This is a genomic window from Collinsella sp. LCP19S3_H3 (genome assembly GCF_052119145.1).
GTDB lineage: Bacteria > Actinomycetota > Coriobacteriia > Coriobacteriales > Coriobacteriaceae > Collinsella.
This window is the reverse complement of the sequence record NZ_JBQKFW010000007.1, coordinates 52,503-79,261: the sequence shown is the minus strand read 5'-3', so window position 1 is coordinate 79,261 and position 26,759 is coordinate 52,503. Positions and strand designations below refer to the sequence as shown.

Annotated in this window: 27 protein-coding genes and 1 tRNA gene; 26 read left to right on the top strand and 2 right to left on the bottom strand. The window is 62.3% G+C overall.

The annotated features are described in order from the left end of the window. The first annotated feature begins 156 nt into the window (after window positions 1-156). The 21 genes from ACTQZF_RS05335 (at window position 157) to hisE (ending at window position 21,255) form a co-directional block, all read left to right on the top strand. Window positions 157-1,185, top strand: coding sequence for a LacI family DNA-binding transcriptional regulator (locus ACTQZF_RS05335; protein WP_441554730.1), 1,029 nt, complete (start codon window positions 157-159; stop codon window positions 1,183-1,185). A gap of 204 nt (window positions 1,186-1,389) precedes the next feature. Next, window positions 1,390-3,918 carry a phosphoketolase family protein gene (locus ACTQZF_RS05330; protein WP_441554729.1) on the top strand — a complete coding sequence of 843 codons (2,529 nt, stop codon included), beginning with the start codon at window positions 1,390-1,392 and terminating at the stop codon, window positions 3,916-3,918. Window positions 3,919-4,350: 432 nt separating this feature from the next. After that, a complete protein-coding gene (locus ACTQZF_RS05325) occupies window positions 4,351-4,842 on the top strand; it encodes a hypothetical protein (protein ID WP_441015930.1) in 492 nt (163 codons plus the stop codon). Window positions 4,843-4,877: 35 nt separating this feature from the next. Then, entirely contained in the window at window positions 4,878-5,645 is a 768-nt protein-coding gene (locus ACTQZF_RS05320; RefSeq protein ID WP_154515124.1) for a GntR family transcriptional regulator, read from the top strand. Further along, a complete protein-coding gene (locus tag ACTQZF_RS05315) occupies window positions 5,630-6,343 on the top strand; it encodes a GntR family transcriptional regulator (protein WP_154515122.1) in 714 nt (237 codons plus the stop codon). Before ACTQZF_RS05320 ends, ACTQZF_RS05315 begins: the two co-directional genes overlap by 16 nt. Before the next feature lie 276 nt (window positions 6,344-6,619). Further along, window positions 6,620-7,681, top strand: a complete 1,062-nt coding sequence (locus tag ACTQZF_RS05310) for an SIS domain-containing protein (protein WP_441554727.1) — start codon at window positions 6,620-6,622, stop codon at window positions 7,679-7,681. 21 nt (window positions 7,682-7,702) lie between these two features. Next, window positions 7,703-8,122, top strand: coding sequence for a PTS sugar transporter subunit IIA (locus ACTQZF_RS05305; RefSeq protein WP_154515120.1), 420 nt, complete (start codon window positions 7,703-7,705; stop codon window positions 8,120-8,122). A gap of 57 nt (window positions 8,123-8,179) precedes the next feature. Further along, window positions 8,180-8,662 carry a PTS sugar transporter subunit IIB gene (locus tag ACTQZF_RS05300; protein ID WP_441554728.1) on the top strand — a complete coding sequence of 161 codons (483 nt, stop codon included), beginning with the start codon at window positions 8,180-8,182 and terminating at the stop codon, window positions 8,660-8,662. 293 nt (window positions 8,663-8,955) lie between these two features. After that, window positions 8,956-9,729 carry a PTS mannose/fructose/sorbose/N-acetylgalactosamine transporter subunit IIC gene (locus ACTQZF_RS05295; protein ID WP_154515115.1) on the top strand — a complete coding sequence of 258 codons (774 nt, stop codon included), beginning with the start codon at window positions 8,956-8,958 and terminating at the stop codon, window positions 9,727-9,729. Beyond that, window positions 9,710-10,543 (top strand): PTS system mannose/fructose/sorbose family transporter subunit IID, encoded by an 834-nt coding sequence (locus tag ACTQZF_RS05290; RefSeq protein ID WP_154515113.1) that lies wholly within the window; start codon window positions 9,710-9,712, stop codon window positions 10,541-10,543. Before ACTQZF_RS05295 ends, ACTQZF_RS05290 begins: the two co-directional genes overlap by 20 nt. Before the next feature lie 111 nt (window positions 10,544-10,654). Further along, window positions 10,655-11,500, top strand: a complete 846-nt coding sequence (locus tag ACTQZF_RS05285) for a sugar phosphate isomerase/epimerase family protein (protein ID WP_441049359.1) — start codon at window positions 10,655-10,657, stop codon at window positions 11,498-11,500. Between the two features lie 267 nt (window positions 11,501-11,767). Next, a complete protein-coding gene (locus tag ACTQZF_RS05280; RefSeq protein ID WP_441554727.1) occupies window positions 11,768-12,829 on the top strand; it encodes an SIS domain-containing protein in 1,062 nt (353 codons plus the stop codon). Between the two features lie 262 nt (window positions 12,830-13,091). After that, window positions 13,092-14,807: an ATP phosphoribosyltransferase gene (gene hisG / locus ACTQZF_RS05275; protein WP_441554726.1), complete on the top strand. Its 1,716-nt coding sequence runs from the start codon at window positions 13,092-13,094 to the stop codon at window positions 14,805-14,807. A gap of 105 nt (window positions 14,808-14,912) precedes the next feature. Beyond that, window positions 14,913-16,349 carry a histidinol dehydrogenase gene (gene hisD / locus ACTQZF_RS05270; RefSeq protein WP_152067999.1) on the top strand — a complete coding sequence of 479 codons (1,437 nt, stop codon included), beginning with the start codon at window positions 14,913-14,915 and terminating at the stop codon, window positions 16,347-16,349. Window position 16,350: 1 nt separating this feature from the next. After that, window positions 16,351-17,466 (top strand): histidinol-phosphate transaminase, encoded by a 1,116-nt coding sequence (gene hisC / locus ACTQZF_RS05265; RefSeq protein ID WP_441554725.1) that lies wholly within the window; start codon window positions 16,351-16,353, stop codon window positions 17,464-17,466. Continuing rightward, window positions 17,467-18,054 (top strand): imidazoleglycerol-phosphate dehydratase HisB, encoded by a 588-nt coding sequence (gene hisB, locus ACTQZF_RS05260; RefSeq protein ID WP_441554724.1) that lies wholly within the window; start codon window positions 17,467-17,469, stop codon window positions 18,052-18,054. Window positions 18,055-18,191: 137 nt separating this feature from the next. Beyond that, window positions 18,192-18,893, top strand: coding sequence for an imidazole glycerol phosphate synthase subunit HisH (locus tag ACTQZF_RS05255; RefSeq protein ID WP_441554723.1), 702 nt, complete (start codon window positions 18,192-18,194; stop codon window positions 18,891-18,893). Then, the gene (locus tag ACTQZF_RS05250; protein WP_441554722.1) at window positions 18,890-19,633 is read left to right on the top strand and encodes a HisA/HisF-related TIM barrel protein; all 744 of its coding nucleotides are present in this window, start codon (window positions 18,890-18,892) and stop codon (window positions 19,631-19,633) included. Before ACTQZF_RS05255 ends, ACTQZF_RS05250 begins: the two co-directional genes overlap by 4 nt. Before the next feature lie 3 nt (window positions 19,634-19,636). Further along, the gene (gene hisF / locus ACTQZF_RS05245; RefSeq protein ID WP_441554721.1) at window positions 19,637-20,419 is read left to right on the top strand and encodes an imidazole glycerol phosphate synthase subunit HisF; all 783 of its coding nucleotides are present in this window, start codon (window positions 19,637-19,639) and stop codon (window positions 20,417-20,419) included. 142 nt (window positions 20,420-20,561) lie between these two features. Continuing rightward, a complete protein-coding gene (hisI, locus tag ACTQZF_RS05240; protein ID WP_441062952.1) occupies window positions 20,562-20,891 on the top strand; it encodes a phosphoribosyl-AMP cyclohydrolase in 330 nt (109 codons plus the stop codon). A 46-nt stretch (window positions 20,892-20,937) separates the two neighbouring features. Then, the gene (gene hisE / locus ACTQZF_RS05235; RefSeq protein WP_006235893.1) at window positions 20,938-21,255 is read left to right on the top strand and encodes a phosphoribosyl-ATP diphosphatase; all 318 of its coding nucleotides are present in this window, start codon (window positions 20,938-20,940) and stop codon (window positions 21,253-21,255) included. 110 nt (window positions 21,256-21,365) lie between these two features. Here the strand turns inward: hisE and ACTQZF_RS05230 are convergent, their stop codons facing one another. Beyond that, complete coding sequence (locus ACTQZF_RS05230) at window positions 21,366-22,277, bottom strand: PHP domain-containing protein (RefSeq protein WP_441554720.1); 912 nt, start codon at window positions 22,275-22,277, stop codon at window positions 21,366-21,368. Between the two features lie 337 nt (window positions 22,278-22,614). Here ACTQZF_RS05230 and larC point away from each other — a divergent pair, with 337 nt between their 5' ends. From larC to ACTQZF_RS05205, 5 genes are all read left to right on the top strand, one after another. Further along, a complete protein-coding gene (gene larC, locus ACTQZF_RS05225; protein WP_441054196.1) occupies window positions 22,615-23,100 on the top strand; it encodes a nickel insertion protein in 486 nt (161 codons plus the stop codon). Between the two features lie 59 nt (window positions 23,101-23,159). Then, a complete protein-coding gene (gene yfcE, locus ACTQZF_RS05220) occupies window positions 23,160-23,708 on the top strand; it encodes a phosphodiesterase (RefSeq protein WP_154515089.1) in 549 nt (182 codons plus the stop codon). A 2-nt stretch (window positions 23,709-23,710) separates the two neighbouring features. Then, entirely contained in the window at window positions 23,711-24,571 is an 861-nt protein-coding gene (gene mazG, locus ACTQZF_RS05215) for a nucleoside triphosphate pyrophosphohydrolase (protein WP_427795453.1), read from the top strand. Window positions 24,572-24,739: 168 nt separating this feature from the next. Next, complete coding sequence (locus tag ACTQZF_RS05210; RefSeq protein ID WP_441545384.1) at window positions 24,740-25,501, top strand: hypothetical protein; 762 nt, start codon at window positions 24,740-24,742, stop codon at window positions 25,499-25,501. A gap of 19 nt (window positions 25,502-25,520) precedes the next feature. Beyond that, complete coding sequence (locus ACTQZF_RS05205) at window positions 25,521-26,522, top strand: Ppx/GppA phosphatase family protein (RefSeq protein WP_427728497.1); 1,002 nt, start codon at window positions 25,521-25,523, stop codon at window positions 26,520-26,522. 152 nt (window positions 26,523-26,674) lie between these two features. On the opposite strand, the gene ACTQZF_RS05200 is transcribed toward ACTQZF_RS05205, so the two are convergent. Then, window positions 26,675-26,759: transfer RNA gene (locus tag ACTQZF_RS05200), tRNA-Leu, on the bottom strand.

Here is a 26,759-nt window from a genome sequence, read left to right as displayed (position 1 = left end):
GTCATCAATCGATTGCAATATACCCCACCTGGACGTATTTGGTGCGCTGGCGGCGATAAAACAGCCGTCTACCGGATTGGTAAAGTGTTTATCATCGAGGTAGAGGGGCAGTCGCTATACTTTCAAGAGATTGCGCGTAAACCTGGAAGGAGCGAGATGGCCAACAAAGTCACCCTCAAGCAGATCGCCCAGGAGGTGGGGCTTTCCCCCTCGTCGGTCTCGCTTGTTCTCAACAATCGGCCTTGTCGCATCTCGGAAGAAAACCGCAAGCTCATCAAGGAGGTCGCGGCGCGCAACCACTATGTTCCCAACCAGATTGCGCGCAGCCTGGTCATGCGCGAGTCACGCACCCTGGGTCTTATCGTCCCCAACATCGAGAGCCGATTTTTTGCCTCACTTGCCGGTAGCTTGGAAAAGCGCTGCCGCGAGGACGGCTATGCGCTCTTTATTACCAGCTCGGGCGGAAGCGCCGACGATGACTTGGAACTGCTGCGCCAGCTGGTGACGCGCGGCGTCGATGGTGTCTTCCTGGTGGTAGGCGACGAGTTCTCGGACGACCGTGCCCTGCGCGAAGAGGTCAGCCATCTACCCATCCCTGCCGTGATGGTCGACCGCGCCATTGAGGGGCTCGAGTGCGACAAGGTGATGTTCGACCACGAGATGGGTGGCTATATGGCTACCCGCTATCTGATCGAGCAGGGCCACCGTCGCATTGCCTGCTTGGTTAATGCGCGTCGTTCCAATACGGGTCGCAAGCGACTTGCCGGCTATGAGCGCGCGCTGCGCGAGGTTGGTCTGCCTATCGACGCGCGTTTGGAGTTTGAGAGCGAGTACTACATTCCGAGCGCCTACGAGGCCTCGGAGGCGGTGCTCGCAACCGACGCCACTGCCGTGTTCGCAAGCTCGGACAACATTGCCCTCGGTCTGCTCAAGCGTTTGCACGAGATGGGGAAGAGCATCCCGGGCGATATTTCGGTGGTGAGCTATGACAACTCGGCGGCCGACGTTCTCTTTGAGCCGGCGCTGACCGCCATTGAGCAGGATCCTGGTGTCCTCGCGGAACATGCTTTTGTCTGCATGTCCAAGCGTCTTGCCGGTAGGGGCGGTAGGCGTGCCGAAGAGGTCGTCCTGGAGCCGGCGCTTATCGTTAAGGGCAGCGTGCTCGAGCTTACTAAACATAACTAAACACGTTTATCAATTTGCAGAGACCGAATGTGGAGCACTTGTGGCAGACAATGCCGCAGGTGAATGTCGTCTTTTGTTGATCGATGTGATTGATAAAGGTGATAAAACGTTTTTTCACCATGATAAAACGTTTTAGCAAATATACTAGTCCCAACGAATGGTTGCCGTATTGGAGGGCGACCGCACAGCGGAGGGACATAAACAATGGCTAAAACACTGGGGACGCCGTGGCAAAAGCTGGGCCACGAGGTGCCGGCTTCCGAGCTCGAGGGCGTCGACCTGTATTGGCGTGCATCGAATTATCTGTCCGTCGGTCAGATCTACCTTCGCTCTAACCCGCTCATGCGCCCCGACTTTGTCGATGAGAAAACCGGCGAGGTGCGCGACTTTGGTCGCCCGGACGTTAAGCACCGCCTGGTCGGTCACTGGGGCACCACGCCCGGCATCAACTTCCTGTTCGGTCATGTCAACCGCCTCATCGCCGATCACAACCAGAACGCGATCTTCTTGATGGGCCCGGGTCACGGTGGTCCCGCTGGCACCGCCCAGTCGTTGCTCGATGGTACCTACCGCGAGATTCGCCCCGACATTACCAATGACGAGGCCGGCCTGCAGAAGTTCTTCCGCCAGTTTTCCTACCCCGGCGGTATTCCGAGCCATTTTGCGCCCGAGACGCCTGGCTCCATCCATGAGGGCGGCGAGCTCGGCTACACGCTCAGCCACGCCTACGGTGCCGTCATGGATAACCCGAGCCTGCTGGCCGTGGCTGTGGTGGGCGACGGCGAGTCCGAGACCGGTCCGCTCGCGACCTCTTGGCAGTCTAACAAGCTCGTGAACCCGGCAACCGATGGTATCGTCCTGCCGATCCTGCACCTCAACGGCTACAAGATCGCCAACCCCACCATTCTTGCCCGCGTGTCCGACGAGGAGCTCACCAAGTTCTTTGAGGGCATGGGCTATAAGCCGCATTTCTTTGTCGCCGGCTTTGACGACGAGAGCCATGCGAGCATTCATGCGCGTTTCGCCGCCCTGTTCGAGCAGGTCTTCGATGAGATCTGCGACATCAAGGCCACCGCTATGGCTCAGGCCACTGCGGGCGAGACCGTGGTCCGTCCGGCCTATCCCATGATCGTGTTCCGTACGCCCAAGGGTTGGACCTGCCCCAAGCAGATTGATGGCAAGAAGACCGAGGACTCCTGGCGCGCCCATCAGGTGCCGCTGGCGAGTGCCAAGGACACCCACGAGCACTTCCGCGTGCTGCGCGAGTGGCTTCGCTCCTACAAGCCCGAGGAGCTCTTTACGCCCGAGGGCCAGGTGCGCCCCGAGGTGACGGCCTTTATGCCGACCGGCGAGCTGCGTATCGGCGCCAATCCCAACGCGAACGGCGGCAAGGTACGCCGCGAGCTCGAGCTTCCCGATATTCACGCTCACGAGATCCCCATCGCAAGTAAGGGCCACGGCTGGGGCTCCACCGAGGCCGCCCGCGTCTTTGGTGAGTACACTGCCGATGTTCTGGCCAAGAACATGGATGATTTCCGCATCTTCGGTCCCGACGAGACCGCGTCCAACCGCCTGCAGGCTGCCTATAAGGTGACCAAGAAGCAGTGGGATGCCGGTTTCTACGAGGACGATGCCAACGACGAGCTGCTGGCCGGTTCCGGTAAGGTTGTCGAGCAGCTGTCCGAGCACCAGTGCGAGGGCTTCCTCGAGGCCTACGTGCTCACCGGCCGCTCCGGTGTGTGGAGCTCCTACGAGAGCTTTGTCCACGTGGTCGATTCCATGGTCAACCAGCACTGCAAATGGCTCGAAGCAACCAAGCGCGAGATTCCGTGGCGTGCTCCTATCAGCGGCCTCAACATTTTGCTGTCGAGCCATGTCTGGCGACAGGACCACAACGGCTTTTCGCACCAGGACCCCGGCTTTATCGACCTGCTGCTCAACAAGGCCAACGACACGCATGTCGTGAATGCTTATTATCCGGCCGATGCCAATATGGCCCTTGCTGTGGCCGAGCGCGTCTACCAGTCCACCGACTGCGTCAATGCCATCTTCTGTGGCAAGCAGCCCGCCCCCACCTTCCAGACGGTCGACGAGGCCAAGTCTGAGCTCGCCGAGGGCGTAGCGACCTGGGAGTGGGCATCGACTGCCGACTCGCTCGCCGATGCCGACGTCGTGGTCGCTACTTGCGGTGACGTGCCGACGCTCGAGGCACTGGCCGCAACCGATATGCTGCGCGGGCTGGGCATCAAGGTCTGGTTTGTCAACGTAGTCGATCTGCTCAAGATCCAGAACGTCTGCGAGAACGACCAAGCCATCAGCGATGATCGCTGGGCTGAGCTGTTTGGCCGCGGCGAGAAGCCCGTGCTCTTCGCATTCCACGCTTATGCCGGCACGATTCGCCGCCTGATCTGGAACCGCCCCGGCCACGATGTCTTCCGCGTTCACGGCTACGAGGAGAAGGGCTCCACGACCACGCCGTTTGACATGCTGCGCCTGAACAACATGGACCGCTGGGCCCTGGCCGCCGACGTGCTGCGCATGGTCGACGCCGATAAGTTTGCCGAGCAGATTGATGAGTGGGAGGCCTTCCGCACCGAGGCCTTTGAGTTCGCGTGCGACGAGGGCTTCGATCACCCGGCCTTTACCGACTGGGTCTGGCCCGACGCCGCAGCCGCAACCGCTGCCGACGGCGTACTCTCCGCAACGCAGTTAACTGCCGGCGACAACGAATAGCATCCGGGACGGTCTCGCGCTGGGGCCTGCTCCCGGGGGGGGCGGGGGGGGGGGGGCGCCCCCCCCCCCCCCCCCCCCCCCCCCCCCCGCCCGGAGCAGGCCCTCTCGACCGTTTCGATATGTGGGGGCTGATTCTTTTTTATGTAATGGGGACCTTGCTTACGCTGCCTTAGAAGCCGTGCATCTAACTATGGTCAGCCAAGATTGCATTGCCGGGGGGGGGGGGGGGGGGGGGGGGGGGGGGGGGGGGGGGGGGGGGGGGGGGCGGCCGCGCCCCCCCCCCCCCACCCCCCCCCCCCCCGCCCCCGCCCTCGTCCGTGAACTTTTCCGCTGGGCGAGCCATGGACACCACGCACCGATGCGGTAAAGCGGCGGCTTGAAATTGGTGCTATATTCAACTTGAGTTGTTTAATACTAGTACGGGAGGCTGATATGGGGCTGTTCAAGAAGAAAAACCCGCAGGATGCCTTTGATCCCGATGTGTTTACCATCACGGATACGATTTTGGACCCACCGCGGTTTACACTTTTGCCGGCTATCTACCAGGACGCCACGCGCCGCAAGTGGGCCGTGCATCAGCGCGGCGGCGAGCCGAAGATTTTTGACTATGCGGACGTGCTGCAGTGCGAGATTGTCGAGACCGGAAATCCCGAGGATGTGCCGGAGCTTAGCAATCGCGAACTAGCTCAGCAGATTTTGATTAATCCAGCTCAGGCTACCAAAAACAACGCTGCCAAGCGTAATATGTGCCTTGGTATGGGTGTCATCGTTGCCGTGCAAACCGGCGAGGATGAGATTTCGAAGCTTGAGATTCCGGTGACCGCGGGCGAAGTCAAGCGAGACTCCGGCCTATATCGGTCGTATCGGAACGTTGCGGAGCAGATCAAAGAAGCCTTCGACGCCATGGGGCGTCCGGAGCAATGATGCCCGCAGCATCAAGCGGTTGAGGAGCCTTGCCCATGTCGAGTGAACCATATGCGATTCCGCCCAAAGATCGCGCCTTTGAGGGCATTCTTTGGTATATCAAACATTATGACCTGCAGGGTGGTGACCGGCTGCCCGCCGAGCGTGTGCTCTGTGAAGAGCTGGGCGTGTCACGCACGGCGTTGCGCGCTGCGATCACGCGTCTGATTTCGTGCGGAACTTTGGAAAGCCGCCGCGGTTCGGGCACCTATGTGTGTCCTCCCAAACCGCTGAACATCTTTCAGGAAACATGGAACTATACGCAGGCGGTGGAGAGGGTTGGCTCAAAGTCGACCGCGCGCCTGGTTTGGTCCAAGGTCGTGTACGCCGATATCGATTTGGCCCAAAAAGCCCAGATCGACCTGGGCACGCCGCTCTTCTGCATTCGACGTGTGCGCGTGGTTAATGGTTCCCCGGCGTCGATTGAGACGGCTCACGTCAACCTGTCTTTGTGCCCCTCGCTTCCCGATCACGATTTTGAGCAGGAAAGCCTCTACGACGTTTTGCTCAAAGAGGGGAATGTCCATGTGGCGCACGGCAAGGAGTATATTTCCATCAGCCGTCTGAACGCCGACGAGGCCAAGTTGCTGGGTGCCCAGGAGGGCACGCCGGTGTTTTACAAAGCTTCGCACGAGCGTGACGAGAACGATGGCTTTGTCGAGTATTGCAAATCCGTGATTCTGCCGACCAAGTATCGTTTTGCCGATAACGGCGAGGCGGACGGCGTTGCGACGAAGGTGGGTGTCGAATGGCTGATGCAGTAGAAGACTTGCCGGTTTACAAGCAAATTCGCCGCTGCATTGCGGAGCGAATTGAGCGCGGCGACTACCCGACAGGCTCGATGATTCCGTCCGAAAACGAGCTGGCCGAGGAGTTTGGCACGACGCGCCTGACAATCCGAAGCGCCATGGACGAGCTGGTCAAAAGTGGCCAGATTCGTCGGGTACAGGGCAAGGGCGCCTTTGTGGGACACAAGTGGTTTGACGAGCACGAACGCAAGGGCGGCTTCCGCCAGTCGGTTCTGGCGTCGGGTGCGACGCCGTCGGTGCGCATCCTGGCGCGCTCCAAACGCTACGCCGGCCCGTATTACGCCGACCTGTTTGACATCGCCGAGGACGATCTGCTTTACTCGGTGCGCCGTCTCAACTGCATTGATGGTGAGCCCGTATCGATCGAGATGACGCTGATTCCGTGTCTGCTGTTTCCGGGCATCGAAGACGTGGACATTTCGGTCTTCAGCCTGTTCGAGACCTATGACATGTTGGGGCGCAAGCCGGACAAGTCGATTGAGAAACTCGATATTGAAGCGCTGGGCGCACGCGATGCGAGTTTGCTCAATCTTGAGCCGGGCGATCTGGCGCTCGTACTGGAATGCCTGACCTATGACTCGAGTGGGCAGCCGATTGAGCATGCCAAGTCTTTTAACCGCGGCGATGCCGGCGGATATACCTACAACTATTAGCGTTTAGAGCATTCTCGTGCACGGCGGGGTGCTCATTTTTTTACGGACATGTGTCGTATGACCGATGAGCGGCAAAAACTGACCGTCTACCGAGACGGGAGGACGAAATCAAAAAATCGGTATTAAAAACGGCTAACCTGTAATCGTTCACTGGTATTAAGAACCTTTGAATTGTTGAGCTTGGGGCCAAGATGTCCACAAGGTTAAGCGGCGCGACGGGGCGGCAAGCCCGGCCAGTCCGTGCGACAATTCGAACTGCTCGTGAAAGGAACGGGAATGAAGGAGACCGAGAAGATCGAGATCATGCACTTCGACCAGGAGGGCTACCTCGAGGACGGCAGGAACGTCTACGAGGCCGGCAAGCGGATGACCGCCCTGGCCGACCGCGTGCACGAGGAGGGCTACGACGCCGTCTTCCTGATGGGCGTCGGCGGCACCTGGGACGAGTTCATGCAGCTCGAGTACCTCATGAACAAGTTCGGCGACCGCGACCTCGAGGTCTACCTGATCCACGCCGCCGAGTGGAACGTCATGGGCCACAAGCGCATGACCGACAAGTCCGTCGTGCTGACCGCCTCCGAGTCCGGCACCACCCCCGAGGTGCTCGAGGCCATCGGCAAGATGAAGGATATGGGCGTGCGCGTCTTCGCCATGACCAACCCCGAGGGCAAGATCGGGCAGGCCGTGGGCGCCGAGAACTGCGTCATGATGGCCTCCGACCACGGCGCCGGCGGCTGCGAGAAGGGCTACTACCTCGCCGACTGCTTCGGCCTGCGCCTGCTCAACCGCCGCGGCTGCTTCCCCAAGTTCGACCTGTTCATCGAGCAGACGAAGGACGTCTGGAAGGACTTGCTCGACATCCGCAAGCGCTTCGAGCCGCGCGCCGAGGAGATCGCCAGGAAGTACGCGCTGGCCGACTACACCATGTTCATCGGCTCGGGGGCCCTCTGGGGCGAGACCATCCTGTACTCCATGTGCCTGCTCGAGGAGATGCAGTGGAAGCGCATCCGCCACATCACCTCGCACGACTTCTTCCACGGCACGCTCGAGCTGCTCGAGCCCGGCGTCCCGGTGTTCCTGTTCATGGGCGAGGACGAGTGCCGCGCCCTCGACGAGCGCGTCCGCGCCTTCCTCACCAGCGGCGTGACCGGCGACGAGGACTACGTCATCATCGACACCGCCGAGTACGCGATCCCGGGCCTGGACGACGACTTCCGCGTCATCGTGTCGCCGTGGATCCTGTCCGTGCTGACCACCGACCGCCTCTCGCGCAACTACGAGCTGGTCACCAAGCACAACCTCAAGTACCGCCGCTACTACCACCAGTTCGACTACTAATTCTATTTGGGGGAAACCGCAATGAGGCAATACATCTTTGCCAGCCACGCGCATTTTGCGACCGGCATCAAGGAGAGCACCGAGCTACTCTCGGGCGCGCGCGATAACGTCCACGATCTGTCGATGTTTGTCGACGGCCGCACCGACGTCGCCGAGGAGGCCGCCAAGCTCCTGGCGACTATCGATCCCGCCGACGATGTGATCGTGTGCACCGACCTGTTTGGCGGCAGCGTCAACAACGAGTTCACCAAGATCGTCCAGACGCGCCCCAACACCTACCTGATTGCCAACATGAATCTGCCGCTGCTGATCCAGCTGCTCTTCTCGGACCAGGAGGCTCCCGCCGACCAGGTTATCCGCGAGATCCTCGCGGCTGACGACACGCGCGTCAAGTTTGTCAACGACCTGCTGACCGATGCGGATGACGAGGAAGAGTTCTAGTCACCGCCTGCTAATAATGGGGCCGGGTTTCCGGCATGAGACCTTTGGGGGTCAATCATGATTCAATTGGTTCGCGTCGACCATCGTCTGCTTCATGGCCAGGTGGCCGTCTCTTGGGTCCAGGGCCTGGGCTCCGACTGCATCTTCTGCGTTGGCGACAAGGTTGCCAACGATCCCGTCTGGAAGACCACGCTCAAGATGGGAAAGCCGGCCAACGCCAAGCTCGTCATCAAGGACATGGAGCACGCCATCGAGGCTATCAACTCCGGTGTCACCGATAAGTACAAGATGATCATTTGCGTCGCCAGCATCGCCGAGGCCAAGCAGCTTGCCGAAGGCTGCCCGCAGATTACCTCCATCAACCTGGGCAACACCAAGTCCAAGGATGAGCAGCGTCCCGATGCCCGTAAGATCTCCCGTCAGATCTTTGTGACCGCTGCCGAGGAAGAGGACATTCGCGAGCTCGTCGGCCGCGGAATCGAGGTCGAGATTCGCGCTCTGGCCGACGACCCCAAGGTCGATGCTCTAAGCGCCCTCTAATTGGGAACCACGGGGCGGCGCGTACGGCGCCGCCCTGCTCGTGGGCGTACCGGATAAACGCTTTACCCGTTACCCCATCTACCGTTCACCGGGAGTACCTGCCCGTTGAGCGATTGGTATTAAATAGTTATCGCATGACTATATAATTGGTATCAAATCATTTGCACCGGTTTAGGTGTTAACAGCACACCGGTACAAGCTGGATCTGTCTGGGCGATTGTCGGCATGGAAAAGGGCGCGCTGACAAGTCGGGAATCGCCACGCGGATCCAAGAGGGATCAAAGGGAGGAACAATGCTTGTTCAAGCGATCCTCATCGGACTTATCGCTGCCTTCGGTAAGCTCGATTATCAGCTCGGTACGCTCTATGCGTTCCGCCCGATCGTTCTGTGCCCGCTCGTCGGCATAGTCCTCGGGGACCTACAGTCCGGCCTCGCCATCGGTGCGAGCCTCGAGCTGCTCTTCATGGGTTCTATCGCCATCGGCGCTTATGTGCCGCCCGATGAGACGATTGGCGGCGTGCTTGCCTGCGCCTTCGCTATTCAGCTGGGTCAGAGCACCGAGGCCGCTATCGCGCTCGCGATGCCCATCGCCACTCTGACCCTGGCTATTAAGAACGTCGTCAATGCCGGTATGCCCCTTCTGGTCGACCGTGCCGACGTCTTTGCCAGCAAGGGTAACCTCAAGGGTATCTACGCTATGCACTGGATTATCGGTCTCGTGATTGTCGTTCTGGCCTTTGTCCTGTGCTCCGTCTCCTTCTATCTGGGTGCCGACGCTGTTCAGGGCCTGCTCGACTTCATCCCGACGTTCGTCCTCGATGGCTTTGGCGTCGCAGCCAACATCCTGCCTGCCATGGGCTTCGCCATGCTCGGTCGTCTGGTGCTTACCAAGCAGCTCGTGCCGTTCTACTTCCTGGGCTTCCTGCTGTGCTCCTATGCCAACGTGCCCGTCCTCGGCGTCGCTCTGATCGCAATCATCATCGGCATCGACAAGTACGACCTGCTGGGCCTTGGTGGCGCCCAGCCCCAGCTTTCTGTGGAAGGGGATGAGGACGATGACTTCTAATTCCGAGAACCAGATTACTCGCTCCGACCTCATTAAGAGCGCCGTGAACACCGGCGCCCTGGGCATGGAATTCTCCTGGACCTACTACAAGCAGATGAACATTGCCTTCTGCCTGATGGTCGCCAACATGCTCAAGAAGATCTATGCCGGCCGTCCCGACGATTACGCCGAGGCCCTGCACCGTCACAGCGCGTTCTTCAACATCACCCCGCAGCTCGCTCCCTTCGTGGGCGGCATCGCGATGGCCATGGAGGAGAAAGTCGCTCGTGGCGAGGTTGAGCCCGAGAGCGTCAACGACATCAAGGCCGCCCTTATGGGCCCGCTTTCCGGCCTGGGTGACTCCTTCTTCCTGTCCACCCTGCGCGTCGTCGCCGCTGCCGTGGGCATCAGCCTGTGCCAGGCCGGAAACGTCTTTGGCCCCATCGCTTTCCTGCTCATCTACAACATCCCGGCGTTCCTGATTCGTATTTTTGGCGCTATCAAGGGTTATGAGCTGGGCATTGGCTTCCTCGACGAGGCTCAGAAGACCGGCCTGATGCAAAAGATCATGGCCTGCGTCGGCATCGTCGGCGTCATGGTCGTCGGCGCCATGAGCAAGGACATGTTCTGGGCTTCGCTGCCCGTCGCTATCGGTCAGGGCGACTCCGCCCAGACTCTCCAGGACATCCTGGACGGCATCATGCCCGGTATGCTCGGCATGGCCGCCTTCTGGCTCTATTACTGGCTGCTCTCCAAGAAGATCAACCCGATGGTCTTGATCCTCTGCACCATGGTCGTGGGCATCATCGGTGCTTACTTTGGAGTGCTTGCCTAATATGTTCGAATCGCGCTTCCATCGCGTCTAACGGTTGCGTCGATCTTTGGGGGCTTGTCGCATCTGCGGCGGCCCCCTGTTTTTTAAAACTCCGTACGAAAGGGGAGGGCTATGGTCGTACCCGAGCTTTCGCTCATGAACATCAACCATCGTTACTACAGCATCGAGACGTTTTTTAAGGCTGCAGGTGAGGCCGGCTATCGCAATATCGAGCTGTGGACCGGCTCGATGCACCTGTATGTGGATTGCCATGAGCACGAATCGGTGGATAAGATTCGCGATCTTGCCGCCCAGTACGGCATCAAGATCGTGTGCGTGTGCCCCGAGCAGAACAACCCCAAGCCGTGGAACGTCGCGGTGCGCGGCGAGGCGGGCCAAAAACGCATCCTCTCGTACTTTAAGAATGTGATCGACGTAGCCGTTGAATTGGGCGCGCCGCAGATTCTGGTGACGAGTGGTTGGGCCTATCTGGACGAGCCGGCTGAGGACGCCTGGGCCCGTAGCGTTGCCATGCTGCGCTCGGTGTGCGACTACGCCGACACGCGCGGTATTCGCGTCGCGCTCGAGGCGCTGCAGCCGTCGGAGTCCGTGCTGGTCAACACTGCACAGGATGTGGCGCGCATCCTCGAGGCGGTCGATCGCCCCAACCTGAAGGCTTGTATCGACTTTGGCGCCATGGAAGTTGCCGGCGACACGATAGACGGCTACTTTGAGGTTTTGGGCAACAAGATCGTTCACACCCACTTTGTAGATGTGGGCGGCGGCACGACGCATCTTGCCTGGGGCGACGGCGAGCGTGATATGCGTGCCGACCTCGAGGCACTCATGCGCCACGGCTATACGGGCTATGTCTCGGCCGAGACGTGTGATGGCCGCTACTATCAGGATCCGTCCAAGGCGACGACTCAGGTTATCGAGATGTATCGCCGTGTGACAGCGGAGATGGAGGCCGAATAACTAAACTGCGCGGTTGCGCCGGAAACGCTTGGGCGGGTCTGGCGCAACGCTTTTATAGCTGGCGAGTTGTGGGGAGCCCGTTGGCAGTAGCGCTCGAAATAGACAACTATTGGCGTTGTAATACCACTCGGGTGAGGAAACCGACCGTTTGCCGCAAATCTCCGTGAGTTTAGATTGGTATTAAATAACAAGCAATCGTATGGCTATAATTGGTATCAGTAAGAAGCGCGATGTATAGAATTGCGCACATGTGATGGGAGGACACACATGAAGGAGACCGAGAAGATCGAGATCATGCACTTCGACCAGGAGGGCTACCTCGAGGACGGCAGGAACGTCTACGAGGCCGGCAAGCGGATGACCGCCCTGGCCGACCGCGTGCACGAGGAGGGCTACGACGCCGTCTTCCTGATGGGCGTCGGCGGCACCTGGGACGAGTTCATGCAGCTCGAGTACCTCATGAACAAGTTCGGCGACCGCGACCTCGAGGTCTACCTGATCCACGCCGCCGAGTGGAACGTCATGGGCCACAAGCGCATGACCGACAAGTCCGTCGTGCTGACCGCCTCCGAGTCCGGCACCACCCCCGAGGTGCTCGAGGCCATCGGCAAGATGAAGGATATGGGCGTGCGCGTCTTCGCCATGACCAACCCCGAGGGCAAGATCGGGCAGGCCGTGGGCGCCGAGAACTGCGTCATGATGGCCTCCGACCACGGCGCCGGCGGCTGCGAGAAGGGCTACTACCTCGCCGACTGCTTCGGCCTGCGCCTGCTCAACCGCCGCGGCTGCTTCCCCAAGTTCGACCTGTTCATCGAGCAGACGAAGGACGTCTGGAAGGACTTGCTCGACATCCGCAAGCGCTTCGAGCCGCGCGCCGAGGAGATCGCCAGGAAGTACGCGCTGGCCGACTACACCATGTTCATCGGCTCGGGGGCCCTCTGGGGCGAGACCATCCTGTACTCCATGTGCCTGCTCGAGGAGATGCAGTGGAAGCGCATCCGCCACATCACCTCGCACGACTTCTTCCACGGCACGCTCGAGCTGCTCGAGCCCGGCGTCCCGGTGTTCCTGTTCATGGGCGAGGACGAGTGCCGCGCCCTCGACGAGCGCGTCCGCGCCTTCCTCACCAGCGGCGTGACCGGCGACGAGGACTACGTCATCATCGACACCGCCGAGTACGCGATCCCGGGCCTGGACGACGACTTCCGCGTCATCGTGTCGCCGTGGATCCTGTCCGTGCTGACCACCGACCGCCTCTCGCGCAACTACGAGCTGGTCACCAAGCACAACCTCAAGTACCGCCGCTACTACCACCAGTTCGACTACTAAGAGCTGGTCACGGGTCCGATATCTTGGCTGGTTGATATCTCAACCCTGCACAAGGGCGTCCGCAATTGCACGGGCGCCCTTTTTGCGTTGTAACAAGAGACCGCTGCTAATCGCTTGCCCTATGTTTCCAAATGAATACGCTGTGAGCCGAGGGGGACGGTTCTCCCCGCAAGCACTCTAGTATGCTAAAGTACCCAGAAGACCGGCGGAGCTATGCCGGTCTTTCGTTCTATATGAAACGCAGTATGAGGAGGCTCACCAGATGACGGCCACACCGTGGGGATTCCGGGACATATTGCCCGAGGAGGCTCAGGCACGCGAGGAGATCGCGTATACGGTGAAGGGCTGCTTAAGGGAGCATCATTACCTTCCGGTCGAGACGCCGCTGCTCGAGGACAAGGGTTCGCTCGAGGAGGGCGGCCGCATTGCGGACACGCCGTTTAAGCTCTTTGATGACGACGGCCGCCTGCTGGTGGTCCGTCCCGACAACACGCTGCCGATCGTGCGCCTGGTTTCGACCCGCATGCGTGCGGCCGATCTGCCCCTGCGCCTTCGCTACGAGGCGCCGGTGGTTCGCGAGTGCCAGCGCAATGCCGGTGGCTCGCGTCAGTTTACGCAGCTGGGCTTTGAGCTTATCGGTGCGGGCGATACCGCGGGCGATGTAGAGATTGTTTCGCTGGTGGCCGAGGCCGTGCGTAAGCTGGCGCTTCCCGATGCTCGTATTATCGCAGGTAGCGTGCGTCCTTTTAAGGAGCTGCTCGCGGCGTGCGAGGATCGCGAGCTGGCAGCCGAGGCCCTGCGCTGCGTGCATGCCAACGACTTTGTGGGCCTCGATGCCCGCGTGGCTGCCAGCACCGAGTCTGATGCCGTCAAGGCCGCCATTAGCGAGCTGCCGCGCCTGCACGGTGGTGCCGAGGTGCTCGACCGCGTGGACGCGCTGCTGGAGGCCGCCGGTATCGCCGCGCCGCCGACGCGCGAGCTGCGTGCCCTGCTCGAGGGCCTGGCTCCCGAGGACGCCCAGGTGCTGTCGTTCGATTTCTCCATCATGAACTCTTTCGATTACTACACGGGCCTGGTCTTTAAGGCCTATGCCGGTGGCTTGCCCGATCCGGTGGGTTCGGGCGGACGCTACGACTCCATCTTTACCGGCGCATTTGGCGACGGCATCGAGGTGCCGGCGGCGGGCTTCGCCTTTTCGCTTGAGCGCCTGGAGGCCGCGCGTACCTCGGCAGAGGACACCGCTTCCGACGGCGATCACGCCGCGGGCCGTGGCGCCGAGGGTCCGCTGCGCATTGCCGTGCCCAAGGGCTCGCTTAAGGCAGACACGCTCGACGTGCTCGAGGCCGCGGGCCTGGACGTCTCTGAGTTGCGTGACCCCGGCCGTCACCTGATTGTGCGCGGTCGCGACACGCGTGCCGGCGAGGGCACGGTCGGCGATATCGAGTTTGTTATCGTGCGTCCCAGCGATGCGCCCGCCTTTGTGGGCTGCGGTGGCGCCGATTGCGGCATCTGCGGCTGGGATTCGCTCATCGAGGCCGACCTCAACCTACTGCAGCTGGTCGATCTGGGCTATGGCCTGTGCACCTTTATCGAGGCAGAGCCCGCGTGGCGCGCCGGTCAGGCCGAGCGCAACTATGCTCGCCGCGGGTCGCTTCGCGTGGCAACCAAGTATCCGCGCATCGCGAGTGCCTGGTATGCCGAGCGCGGTGTGAACGCCGATATCGTTTCGCTGCACGGCAACATCGAGCTGGGCCCAATCGTCGGCATGACCGACCGTATCGTGGATATTACCGCCACGGGTGCCACGCTGCGCGACAACGATTTGGTCATCACCGGCCGCATAATGGACTGCACGGCGCGCTTCTTCGTCAACCCGGGTGCCGCTCGCTTAGATCCGCGCGTACGCAATCTGGCAGATCGCTTGGCGGCGGCCGTTAAGGACAAGCATTTTGAGCCCGTTGCGGGCTCGGCACAATAGCGCGAGCACGCACGGGCGCCCCAACGTCTGGGCTGCGGGCCGATGGGCGCCGCCGCCCGGCCTCTCGTTTTTCGAACACAACCTCGACCGATAGGGGATACCGATATGAAGACTATCAAGCTTGCTCCCGGTGAGCGTCTCGTTACCAACCAGCTCAACCGTAAGGGCGTGCTGCCGCAAAACATCGTCGACGCCGCCCGCGATATCGTGGCCAACGTGCGCGCCAACGGCGATGCCGCGGTGCGCGATTACTGTCAGCGTTTTGACGGTGTAGAGCTGCAGAGCTTCCGTCTGCCGCAAGAGCAGATCGATGCCGCGCTCGAAGGCCTCGACCCCGCTTTTGTCGCGGCGCTCGAGAAGGCTGCGCGCCAGATTCGCGAGTTCCACCAGCGCGAGGTCGAGCAGAGCTGGTTTACCACGCGTGCAGACGGCACCATGCTCGGCGTTAAGGTGACCCCGCTTGCGGCGGCCGGCATCTACGTGCCGGGCGGTCGCGCGCAGTATCCCTCCACGGTGCTCATGAATGCCATTCCCGCCAAGGTCGCCGGCGTCGAGCGCGTGGTCATGGTGACCCCGCCGCAAAAAGATGGCCTGATCAGCCCCTACACGCTCGCCGCGGCAAAGCTCGGCGGCGTGGACGAAATCTATATGGTGGGCGGCGCTCAGGCCGTGGCCGCGCTGGCATACGGTACCGAGACCATTCCGCGCGTCGACAAAATCACCGGTCCGGGCAACGCCTTTGTTGCCGCGGCCAAGCAGATTGTCTCGGGCGACGTGGGCATCGACATGGTCGCCGGTCCCTCCGAGGTCTGCGTGCTGGCAGATGCCACGGCCAAGCCCATGGTGGTCGCGGCCGACCTGATGGCCCAGGCCGAGCACGATCCGCTAGCAGCCTGCTATCTGGTGACCTGCGACGAGCAGTTTGCGCGCGAGGTCGAGGCGGGTATCGACATTCTGGTGGCACAGTCCCCGCGTGCCGAGATCACGCGCGCCTCGCTCGACAACGAGGGCACCATCGTGGTGGCCGCCGATATGGCTGCTGCCGTCGAGGCGGTGAACACCGTGGCGCCCGAGCACCTGGAGCTGCACTGCAAGGATGCGATGGGCCTGCTCGGCGGCATTCGCAACGCCGGCGCCATCTTTGTGGGCGCTTGGAGCTCCGAGCCGCTTGGCGATTATGTTGCCGGCCCCAACCACACGCTGCCGACCGGCGGCACGGCCATGTTCTCCAACCCGCTTTCGGTCGAAGAATTCGTCAAGCGCTCGAGCGTCATTTGCTATACGCCCGAGGGCCTGCTCTCGGACGCTCCCGCGACGCAGCGCCTGGCCGAGGCCGAGGGCCTGTGGGCGCACGCGCTTTCCGCCGCGCTGCGTCGCCGTGTGCTGGAGCAGGGCGAGGGTGCCGTGAGTGCTGAGTCTCTGGCCGCGGCCGACCTGACCAAGGTCGCCTGGCCGGGCGACGCCGTGGCGACGGTCGCCGAGGGTGTGGACCTAGCGGCTGCAAGCGCGGATGGCGCTGGCGCGACCGGCGAGGAGGCCTAATATGGCCGAGCTGACGTCTCGCATGAAGGGGCTCGTCCAGCCCTACTTGGCTGGCATTGAGCCCTACGATCCCAACTTTACGCCCACGCGCATCAACCTTTCGGCCAACGAGAATACCTATCCCGTGCCGGCTGGCGTGCGCGAGGCGGTCGACGCCGCCCTGGCTGCCACGCCGCTCAACCGCTACCCCGACCCCATGTCCAACGATCTGCGCGACGAGCTTGCCGCTTGGCATGGTGTGGCGCGCGAGAATGTCTGCGTGGGCAACGGCGGCGACGAGCTGCTCTATAACTACCTGCTGGCGTTTGGCGGAGCGGGTCGGACCCTGCTCAACTGCCCGCCGTGTTTTAGCGAGTATGCGTTCTTTGCGTCGCTCTGTCAGACCGAGGTGCGCGACGTGTGGCGCGACCCGGCGACCTTTGAGCTCGACCAGGCTGCCGTGCTCGCGGCGGCGCCCGAGTGCAACCTGGCCATAGTGACCTCGCCCAATAACCCCACGGGTGACGTGGCACCGCTCGACTTTGTCGCGGCCCTGTGCGATGCGTGCCCCGGCATGGTGATGGTCGACGAGGCCTACGTGGAGTTTGCCGACGATTCGTTTGGCGCGGCCACCACAGTGCAGGGACTTATCGCCGAGCATCCCAACCTGGTGATCCTGCATACGCTGTCCAAGGCGTTTGGCGCCGCCGGCACGCGTCTGGGCTATGTGATTGCGGCGCCCGAGGTCATCGACGTGTTCGCGGCGATTCGCCAGATCTATTCAGTCAACGTGCTGAGCCAGGCGGCGGCGCTTGCCTGCGTGCGCGCCCGCGATGCGTATGCGCCCGTGGTGGCACAGGTCGCATCCGAGCGCGAGCGCGAACTGTGTGCCCTGCGCGCAATGGCTGCCGGGGGTCTGCCCGTGGAGGCATGGCCGAGTGCGGCGAACTTTGTGCTCGTGCGCACGCCGCATGCCACGCGCGTGCGTGAGCGCCTGCGCGACGAGTATTCGATTTTGGTGCGCGACTTTAGTTACGCGCCGGGGCTTGCGGACTGTCTGCGCATTACCGTGGGCACCCCGCAGGAAAACGACGAGGTGCTGGCTGCGTTTGCCGCGCTGGTGAAGGAGGAGATGTAGATGGGCCGTTATGCCGAGGTGGTCCGCAAGACGGGGGAGACCGACATTGTCGTCAAGCTCGACCTGGACGGATGCGGCGTGTGCGATATCTCGACCGGAGTGCCGTTTTTCGACCACATGCTCAACGCCTTTGGCCGCCATGGCCTGTTTGATTTAACGGTGCATGCAGTAGGCGACGTGGAGGTCGACGCGCACCATACCGTCGAGGACACGGGCATTGTGCTGGGTGAGGCGTTTTGCCAAGCGCTGGGCGACAAGGCGGGTATTACGCGCTTTGCAGACGCGGCGATTGCCATGGACGAGACGCTCGTGATGGCCGCCGTGGACATTTCGGGTCGCGGCCAGGCCTACTGCGAGCTGCCCGTGCCGACTGAACGTGTGGGCAGCTTCGATACCGAGCTGGCCGTCGAGTTCTTCTATGCCTTTGCGCGCGATGCCAAGCTCACGCTGCACGTGCGCGAGCTCGCAGGCGGCAACTCGCATCACATTATCGAGGCCGCCTTTAAGGCCGTGGGCCGCACGATGCGCCACGCCTGCGAGCTCGATCCCCGCGTGCAGGGCATCCCCAGCACCAAGGGCTCGCTGTAGCCTGCCAAAAAGGGACAGGTTTATTTTGGCAGGTTTTATCTGCGGAAATGCTGTCTCATACGGTGGGTGAACGTTTAACCGACCAAAATAAACCTGTCCCTTTTTGGCAGGTTTTGAATGGGAAAAAGGAGGGTCGCGTGGGCGAACCGAAGATCGTGGTGGTCGACTACCACAAGGGCAACTTGTCGAGCGTCGTGCGCGGGCTTGTGCGCGCCGGTGCCGCCGCCTGCACGTCGGACGATCCGAAGCAGATCCGCCGCGCCGACGGCCTGGTCATCCCGGGCGTGGGTGCGTTCTATGACGCGATCGCCTTTATGCGCCAGAGCGGCGAGGCGGACGCGGTGCTCGACGCCGTTGCCGCCGGAACTCCGCTGCTCGGCATCTGCCTGGGCCTTCAGCTATTTTTTGAGCGCGGCAACGAGGGCGTGCCTGCGGACGAGGGCGCCCTCGCCGACGGCAGCGCCCCCGAGCAGGCTGGCGGTCCCTGGGTCGATGGCCTGGGCATTATGCGCGGTTCGTGCACGCGCTTGGAGTCGAGCCGCCTGAAGGTGCCGCACGTGGGCTGGGACCAGGTGCACATGACGCCCGCCGGTGCGGCCGATCCGCTGCTTGCCGGTTTTGCCGAGGGTGCCAACATGTACTTCACCCACAGCTACGCGGTGGCTGACGACGCCGATGCCGCCGATGTGCTGGCACGCACACACTATACGCGGAGCTTCCCGTGCATCGTGCGCCATGGCAACGTGTGGGGCTGCCAGTTCCATCCCGAGAAATCCTCCGCGCTGGGTCAGCGCATCCTTAAGAACTTTGTGAGCATCGTCGAGGAGGTTGGCCGATGATCCTGTTTCCCGCAATCGATCTGATTGGCGGCAAGGTCGTGCGCCTGGAGCGCGGTGACCGCAGTCGCTGCAAGGTATATTCCGACGATCCCGTGGCCGTTGCCCGCACGTTTGCCGAACAGGGCGCGAGCTGGGTGCACGTCGTCGACCTGTCCGCTGCCTTTGGCGAGGACGAGGGCGCACGTGCTGCCAACTCGGCGGCGATTAAGGCCATCTGCGGCGTCGACGGTCTGTCCGTGGACGTGGGCGGCGGCGTCCGCTCGCTTGCGCGCATCGACGAGTTGGCAGGCTACGGCGCATGCCGTATCGCGCTGGGCACCGTGCTGGTGACCGAGCCGGGTTTTGCCGAAGTGGCAGCCCAAGGCTTTGGCGAGTTACTGGTGGCAGACATCGCCGCGCGCGACGGTCAGGTCAAGGTGAACGGCTGGCGCGACGGCGCAGGTGTGGCGCTCAACGATGCCGTGGCGCAGCTTTCCGAGCTGGGCTTTAAGCATCTGGTGTATACCGACATCGCGCGCGATGGCATGCAGACGGGTATCGATGTGGCGGCGTATCGCCATGTGGCCGAGGTCGCGGGCTTTCCCGTCGTGGCTTCGGGCGGCATCTCGACGCTCGACGACATCCGCGCACTGGCCGCGGTGGGTGAGGGCGCGATTGAAGGCGCCATTACCGGCCGTGCGCTCTACGAGGGCAACTTTACGCTGGCCCAGGCGTTGGCCGCCGCCCGAGGGGAGGAGTAGCCCATGCTTACCAAGCGCGTAATTCCCTGTCTGGACGTCAAGGACGGCCGCGTGGTCAAGGGAGTTAACTTTGTGAGCTTGCGCGATGCGGGTGATCCGGTGGAACTGGCCCGCGCCTACGACCGCGAGGGTGCGGACGAGGTCGTCTTCCTGGACATTACCGCCACGAGCGACAACCGTGCGACGACCATCGAGATGGCGGCGCATGCGGCTGAGGAGCTCGCCATGCCCTATACCGTGGGCGGCGGCTTTCGCGACCTGGCGGGCATGCGCACCATGGTTGCCGCCGGTGCCGACAAGGTGTCGCTCAACTCGGCGGCCGTGCGCGATCCGTCGCTGATTAGCCAGGCTGCCGCGGCGTTTGGCAGCCAGGCTGTGGTCGTGGCGATCGATGCCAAGCGCGTCGGCTTGCCCGGCGCATCCGGTGCCGACAAGTGGGAGGTCTTTACCGCAGGAGGTCGCAACGCCACGGGCATCGACGCGGTGGCGTGGGCCGAGGAGGCGGCTCGTCGCGGCGCCGGCGAGATCTTGCTTACCAGCATGGACCGCGACGGCACCAAGGCCGGCTTTGATTTAGCGCTCACCCGCGCCGTGGCCCGCGCGGTGCCAATCCCCGTCATCGCGAGCGGCGGCGTGGGCACGCTCGAGCATTTTGCCGAGGGCGTGATCGAGGGCGAGGCCGACGCCGTGCTGGCGGCGAGCGTCTTTCACTTTGGAACCTTCAGCATTCGCCAGGTGAAGGAGTATATGGCCTCTCAAGGCATCCCTGTCAGGTTGGACTTCTAGCGCTGCGGCTTGCCCAGGCACCCGACCTTCCGGCTCCAACCCTCCTCGCGTACTTAAGTACGCGTCGTCGGGCTTGTCGCTCGGAATCTCGGGCACCCGGACAACCCTCGCCGACCTGCGAAGTTTGAATTGGGGAATTGAAATGAGAGAAATTACTACTCCAGCGGATCTTAAATACGACGCCCGCGGGCTGATTCCTTGTGTGGTTCAGCAGTATGACACCGGCGAGGTGCTCATGGTTGCCTGGATGAACGAGGAGTCGGTGGGGCTGACGCTCAAGACCGGCACCACGTGGTTTTGGAGCCGCAGTCGCCAGGAGCTCTGGAACAAGGGCGCGACGAGCGGCAACATGCAGGAGGTTCGCGAACTCTGGGCCGACTGCGATAGCGATACACTGCTGGTCAAGGTTGACTCGCCGGGTCCGGCCTGCCATACCGGCAACCGTACCTGCTTCTTTAAGAAACTCGCGTAGGGCGGGCGCTCGACCAGGCGCTTGGCCGACCAGAAAGGATTGAACCATGGGTGTGCGTACCGCAAATGTTCAGGATGGAAATATCGGCGAGACGCTAACGGGGCTGGCCGAGGTGATTCACGGTCGTCGCGATGCGTCGCCGCAGGAAAGCTATACCGCTCGACTGCTGACCGATGTGGAGGATGAGCTGCTCAAGAAGCTTGCCGAGGAGGCGAGCGAGGTGATCATGGCCTGCAAGGATAACGACCATGATCACATTCGCTACGAGGCTGGCGACCTGGTCTACCACCTGCTCGTGACGCTTGAGCGCTACGGCATTACCCTCGACGAGCTGGCCGGCGAACTCAACGCCCGCCGCCACTAGTCGTTAAAGAACGTCCCCGATGACCATAGAAGTTGCGGTGGAATAGTTCTTGTTTGACGGTCTTAGGGCTATAAATAGGAGCTATTTCACCGCAACTTATGAAGGGATGGCTAGGCGAGGGGTGTGGACTCCCATTCGCCGGTGGGGTGGGGGATGTCGAAGGTTCGGTAGCCGCAGTCGTAGGCATGGGCTTGGGCCTCGCGGATATTCCAGCAAATATCACAGGCGCGGTGCGCATCCGAGCCAAAGGTAATGGGCGCCTCAGCATGGGCAAAGCAGCGCAAAAGGCCGGTCGCGGGATAGTAGTCGTCGAGCCCCTTGCGCGGTGCGGCGGTCGAGACCTCAACGCGGCGGCCCGTATCGTGCGCACACTCGGCCATCTGCCGCCAAAACGGTGCGGGGTCAAAATCGGGCGCAAAGCCTTCCTTCGAAAATCGCATGACCAGGTCGGGGTGAGCCATCACATCAAAGTTGAGCGAGCTTTCGCAGGCGCGGCACCAGTCATCGACATAGCGCTCCCACACGCCGCGCACGCCCAGGTTTTCCCAAACGTGCAGGTTGGTGTCGTCGTCGATCCAGCCGCAGCGTGAGTCGGGCGTATCGGGGCGTGCGACGCCCTCTGTCCCCGTCGTGCCCGCAGCGCCTGCCATGATATTGCCCGGGTTACCAATCCAATGCACGCTGCCCAGGCGTACGACGGCGCCCCGGGACCAGCGCTCAACCAAAGGCTCGCAGCCTTCGTACCAATCGCACTCAAAGCCATAGACAAGCTCGAGCTCCGGCGCAATCTGCGCGGCAAGCTTGCGGGCATCCTCAAAAGCCAGACGATGCGCCGGCAGGTCGCCCTCGACAACCTGTACCTCGCAGGTGGCATCCATGCTGGCAGGCAGGGTAAGGTGATCGGTCGAGACTATGGTGCGGCAACCGGCCGCAGCAGCGGCGCGGACGTTGTCTTCAAACGAGGCGTGTCCGTCCGAGAACGAGGTGTGAGTATGGCAATCGACCAGCGGGCAAGCAGGCATGGCGGCTCCTTTACGTCAAGCGAATCTGCTCCATTGTAACGGCGCGGCCCCAGTGCGATGTACGCGCCGGGGGCCGAAATCGACTGGAAAGGACGGGCGGCGCATAAGGGCGAGCTCGCGACATCGGCCTTGCTTCGAATCATGTACCTCAGCCTCCAAAACTGACAAAAAATGACATGTTTGGAGGCTGATGTACATGTTTGGCCGAGGCGGTGGAGTGTCGGTTCTTGCAGACAAGGAAAATCGCGCTCATCGCGCGCCGCCACACTTGCGCCGCTCGCGATGTGCTAGCGTTTGGGTGAATAAAACGAGCCCGTGCGGAAAGGAGCCGGACCGTATGCAACGTGGAACTACATCTCCGCTGTCCCGCGAGACCGATGCGCCCGAAACCATCGTCAAGCTGGAGTGCGACATCGACGACGCGTCGCCCGAGGTGCTCGCCTACGCCGCCGACCGCCTGCGCGAGGCCGGCGCGCGCGAGGTGCACTGGCTGCCCCTCTATTGCAAGAAAGGCCGTCCTGGCTGGCAGTTGCAGGTAATCTGCACCCACGAGGATATCGAGCGCCTGCAGACGATCATCTTTTTGGAAACCACGACCAATGGCATTCGCCGCCAGGTTATGGAGCGCGTTTGCCTGCCGCGCTACTTTGAGCGCGTAACGACGCCGTGGGGCGAGGTGTCCGTCAAGGTGGCCACCTTGCCCGACGGCAGTGAGCGTGCGGCGCCCGAGTACGAAGACTGCGCCCGCCTTGCCCGTGAGCACAATGTGCCGCTCCAACGCGTGATGCAGGCGGCCCAGAGCGCGGCACTGCGATTTGAATAACGCGGCTGGTGGCGACATTCCGCGCCCGGCCACGTCAACCCCACCCCGGAAGGACCTCCATGAAATACCTCATCGCTTCTGACATCCACGGCTCGGCATATTGGACCGAGCGCCTCTGCGCCGCCATCGAAGCCGAGCAGCCCGACCGCATCGTCTTGCTGGGCGACCTGCTTTATCACGGTCCGCGCAACGACCTGCCGCGCGACTACGCTCCCAAGCGCGTGATCCCGCTGCTCAACGCCCTGGCCGACCGCATTATCGCGGTGCGCGGCAACTGCGACGCCGAGGTCGACCAGATGGTTCTCGACTTTCCCGTCATGGCCGACTACGCCACACTGTTCGACGAGGTCGGCCGCGAGCTGTTCCTGACGCACGGCCACGTCTTTGGCGCCGGCATGCACAACAGCGTCGACCACGTGCCCGCGCTGCCCGAGGGCTCCGCGCTCGTCTACGGCCACACGCACGTCAAGGTCAACGAGGAAAGCACCGCGCACCCGGGTCTGTGGCTCTTCAATCCCGGCAGCGTGAGCATCCCCAAGGACGGCACGCACAGCTATGGTATCTACGAGGGCGGCGCGTTCCGCCATGTGATCATGGAGGAGGACTAACCATGGCCGAGCACATGGCTCAGCAAAATGCCGAAGGTTCGCGCGACCTGTCCACGCTGGTCGATGCATCGGCCGAGTTACAACATCTGGTACAGACTATCTGGCGCCTGCGTCAGCCCGACGGCTGCCCGTGGGACCGCGAGCAGACGCACCAGAGCATTGGCAAGAACATGATCGAGGAGGCCTACGAGGCGCTCGACTGCATCGAGGCGGATGACGCGGCCCATCTTCGCGAGGAGCTGGGCGATGTGCTCATGCAAGTCGTGCTGCATGCGCAGATCGCGGCGGACGCCGGCGAGTTTACGCTGGCCGACGTGGCGCGCGATATCGACGCCAAGCTCATTCGCCGCCATCCGCACGTGTTTGGCGATGTGGATGCCGACAACTCCGATGAGGTGCTCAAGATTTGGGACGAGGTCAAACTTGCCGAGAAGGCCGCCAAGGACCAGGCCGTGGCGGCGGGCGATGCTGCGCCCGAGGGCCTGCTCGACGGCGTGCCCACGCATCTGCCGGCGCTGATGCAGGCTCAGAAGGTTTCGCGCAAGGCGGCTGCCGTGGGCTTTGAGTGGGAGACCGTCCAAGATGTGTGGGACGAGGTCGCCGAGGAACGTGCCGAGTTTGAGGCCGAGGAGCCCGGCTCGCCCGAGCGCGAGATGGAGTTTGGCGACCTGCTCTTTGCCCTGGTCAACGTTGCGCGCAAAGAGGGCATCGACGCCGAGAGCGCCCTGCGCGCGAGCACGGCCAAGTTCCGCCGCCGTTGGGCCGCAATGGAGCAGATGGCGGCCGATGCCCATGTTGATCTTGCCGAGCTTTCGACCCACGGGCTCAACGACCTGTGGGATGCCGCAAAGGCAGAGGAGTAGGACACGGTGTTGGTCGGCGGGGCGTAAGGGCGGCGCCCCGTCGACTTGCCCGTTGGCGACCACGCGCGCTCGAGTAATGGATTTGTCCTACGGCTCGTCCGGCTGGTCCGCCCGCGTGCTATAACTAAAGGACTTAGCGCAAACAAACCTCAACCGCACAAGGCGCACATGGATCAGATTTACGACAACAGGCACTATTCCGCCGGTTCGCGCGAACCGTCACCTCGCCGTGCGCATTCGGTGCAGCTTGGCGGGTCTGGTTATGCTGGCGCTGATCGCTCCAGGTATAGCTCGCCGGCGACTTCGCATCCCAATGCTCAGCCAAATAGTTCCTCGGACAGTCCGGTGCGCCCATCGCGTTCCAAGCATACGTCGCGCCCTTCGACCCAGGCGTCCGACAAGCCGCGCCGTCCCTCAAGCCGTCTTTCGGGCTCGGACTTTATGCACTACGCCAACGATAACGCGGTGGTCAAGGCAATCTATGATTTTACCCACGGTCCCCAGCGAGGGCTGTTTGTTGGCATTGTCGTCGCCCTGGCGCTCGTGAGCCTGTACTTCCCCGTGCGCGACCTGTATGTGGCAAAACGCTCGAGCGACATCTTGGCCAAGCAGGTCGAGATTCGCGAGCAATATAATGACGACCTGCAAAAAAGCGTCGACAAGCTGCTCTCGGAGGAGGGCATTAAGGACGCGGCGACCGAGGACCTGGGTCTGGTGATGCCCGGCGAGAAGAGGATTGAAGTGCAGGGCCTGGACGACGATTCCGATGCCTCGTCGAGCCAGAAGTCGTCGAACGCCAAGAAGGCCAGCGAAGTTGCCAAGGAAATCGAAGAGGTCGGCAAGGACGCGCCGTGGTACATCCAGACGCTCGACATGCTGTTTGGATTTAACGGCGTCGAGGGCCAGACAGTCGTGTCCAATGGCGAGTAGCGCCCGGAGGGGGGCCGCAATGACGAATTGCAAACGATATAAGGTGGCGGCGATTGACCTGGGAACGGTGTCGTCGCGACTGGTGCTGGCCCAGGTCGAGGACGGGGCGATCGTGGAATCGTCCAAGCATACCGAGATTACCGACTTGGGCGAGGGCGTGGACGCAACGGGGCGCTTTTGCGAGGCGGCCGTTGGGCGCGTGCTCGCTGCGTGCCGAATGTTTGTGGACGAGGCCCGTGCCTTTGGGGCCGCGTGCATCTGCACCACGTGCACGAGCGCCGCGCGCGATGCGTCCAATGCCGCGCTGCTGCTGGACGGCCTGCGCGAGCTGGGGCTCGAGCCGCAGGTGATTCCGGGCGAGGTCGAGGCGCGCCTGACGTTTTTTGGCGTGGCGCACGACTTTGCCGGCGAGCGCATCATTGTTGCCGATTCGGGTGGCGGATCCACGGAGCTCGCGACGGGCGTCTATGCGCCGGAGCGTGGGGTCTTTGCGCTGGAGGGAACGCGCTCGCTGGACATCGGTTGTCGCCGCGTGACGGAGCGGTTTTTCTCGGCGCTGCCGCCAACGGGCAGCGAGCTTGCCGCCGCTGGCGCGTGGGCAAACGAGCAGTTTGCGGGCTACTTTAAGAGCTTGCCGGTCGACTTTGAGCGAGCCGAGCGCCTGGTCGCGGTGGGTGGCACCGTCACCACGCTCGTTGCGCTCGTTCACGAGCTGGAGCCGTATGATTCGAGTTTTGTGCACCTGCGTGAGCTTTCGCTGGACCAGGTTTCGGCCGCTATCGAGCGCATGTCCTCGCTGGATGTCGCGGGCATCGCCGCGTTGCCAGGCGTGCAACCCAAGCGTGCGGGCGTGATCCTGGCTGGTGCTGTGGTGATTCGCGAGCTCATGCGAGCCGGCGGCTACGACGCGCTCACTGTAAGCGAGAACAGCCTGCTCGCCGGAATGGCCGCCACCATCAACGAGGTTCTCGACGGCGCGACCCCCACCATCGCCTGGACCCCCAGCCTCAGCGTCCTTTAACCATCCCCTCATAAGTTGCGGTGAAATAGTTCCTAAATGGGCTGATAAACTGCCAAAACAGGAACTATTCCACCGCAACTTCTTAGAGGCTTGACGGTGTCCAGAAGAAGCGAGCCCGCATCCCTTGGGGATACGGGCTCGAAAGCTCCATATGGTAGGGGCGGTGGGACTCGAACCCACAATCCTTGCGGCGAGAGATTTTAAGTCTCCTGCGTATGCCAATTCCGCCACGCCCCC

Excerpts from the sequence above, each read along its gene's own strand:
- ACTQZF_RS05335 (WP_441554730.1), top strand. The coding sequence starts at position 157 with ATGGCCAACAAAGTCACCCTCAAGCAGATCGCCCAGGAGGTGGGGCTT.
- ACTQZF_RS05330 (WP_441554729.1), top strand. The coding sequence starts at position 1,390 with ATGGCTAAAACACTGGGGACGCCGTGGCAAAAGCTGGGCCACGAGGTG.
- ACTQZF_RS05325 (WP_441015930.1), top strand. The coding sequence starts at position 4,351 with ATGGGGCTGTTCAAGAAGAAAAACCCGCAGGATGCCTTTGATCCCGAT.
- ACTQZF_RS05320 (WP_154515124.1), top strand. The coding sequence starts at position 4,878 with ATGTCGAGTGAACCATATGCGATTCCGCCCAAAGATCGCGCCTTTGAG.
- ACTQZF_RS05315 (WP_154515122.1), top strand. The coding sequence starts at position 5,630 with ATGGCTGATGCAGTAGAAGACTTGCCGGTTTACAAGCAAATTCGCCGC.
- ACTQZF_RS05310 (WP_441554727.1), top strand. The coding sequence starts at position 6,620 with ATGAAGGAGACCGAGAAGATCGAGATCATGCACTTCGACCAGGAGGGC.
- ACTQZF_RS05305 (WP_154515120.1), top strand. The coding sequence starts at position 7,703 with ATGAGGCAATACATCTTTGCCAGCCACGCGCATTTTGCGACCGGCATC.
- ACTQZF_RS05300 (WP_441554728.1), top strand. The coding sequence starts at position 8,180 with ATGATTCAATTGGTTCGCGTCGACCATCGTCTGCTTCATGGCCAGGTG.
- ACTQZF_RS05295 (WP_154515115.1), top strand. The coding sequence starts at position 8,956 with ATGCTTGTTCAAGCGATCCTCATCGGACTTATCGCTGCCTTCGGTAAG.
- ACTQZF_RS05290 (WP_154515113.1), top strand. The coding sequence starts at position 9,710 with ATGAGGACGATGACTTCTAATTCCGAGAACCAGATTACTCGCTCCGAC.
- ACTQZF_RS05285 (WP_441049359.1), top strand. The coding sequence starts at position 10,655 with ATGGTCGTACCCGAGCTTTCGCTCATGAACATCAACCATCGTTACTAC.
- ACTQZF_RS05280 (WP_441554727.1), top strand. The coding sequence starts at position 11,768 with ATGAAGGAGACCGAGAAGATCGAGATCATGCACTTCGACCAGGAGGGC.
- hisG (WP_441554726.1), top strand. The coding sequence starts at position 13,092 with ATGACGGCCACACCGTGGGGATTCCGGGACATATTGCCCGAGGAGGCT.
- hisD (WP_152067999.1), top strand. The coding sequence starts at position 14,913 with ATGAAGACTATCAAGCTTGCTCCCGGTGAGCGTCTCGTTACCAACCAG.
- hisC (WP_441554725.1), top strand. The coding sequence starts at position 16,351 with ATGGCCGAGCTGACGTCTCGCATGAAGGGGCTCGTCCAGCCCTACTTG.
- hisB (WP_441554724.1), top strand. The coding sequence starts at position 17,467 with ATGGGCCGTTATGCCGAGGTGGTCCGCAAGACGGGGGAGACCGACATT.
- ACTQZF_RS05250 (WP_441554722.1), top strand. The coding sequence starts at position 18,890 with ATGATCCTGTTTCCCGCAATCGATCTGATTGGCGGCAAGGTCGTGCGC.
- hisF (WP_441554721.1), top strand. The coding sequence starts at position 19,637 with ATGCTTACCAAGCGCGTAATTCCCTGTCTGGACGTCAAGGACGGCCGC.
- hisI (WP_441062952.1), top strand. The coding sequence starts at position 20,562 with ATGAGAGAAATTACTACTCCAGCGGATCTTAAATACGACGCCCGCGGG.
- hisE (WP_006235893.1), top strand. The coding sequence starts at position 20,938 with ATGGGTGTGCGTACCGCAAATGTTCAGGATGGAAATATCGGCGAGACG.
- ACTQZF_RS05230 (WP_441554720.1), bottom strand. The coding sequence starts at position 22,277 with ATGCCTGCTTGCCCGCTGGTCGATTGCCATACTCACACCTCGTTCTCG.
- larC (WP_441054196.1), top strand. The coding sequence starts at position 22,615 with ATGCAACGTGGAACTACATCTCCGCTGTCCCGCGAGACCGATGCGCCC.
- yfcE (WP_154515089.1), top strand. The coding sequence starts at position 23,160 with ATGAAATACCTCATCGCTTCTGACATCCACGGCTCGGCATATTGGACC.
- mazG (WP_427795453.1), top strand. The coding sequence starts at position 23,711 with ATGGCCGAGCACATGGCTCAGCAAAATGCCGAAGGTTCGCGCGACCTG.
- ACTQZF_RS05210 (WP_441545384.1), top strand. The coding sequence starts at position 24,740 with ATGGATCAGATTTACGACAACAGGCACTATTCCGCCGGTTCGCGCGAA.
- ACTQZF_RS05205 (WP_427728497.1), top strand. The coding sequence starts at position 25,521 with ATGACGAATTGCAAACGATATAAGGTGGCGGCGATTGACCTGGGAACG.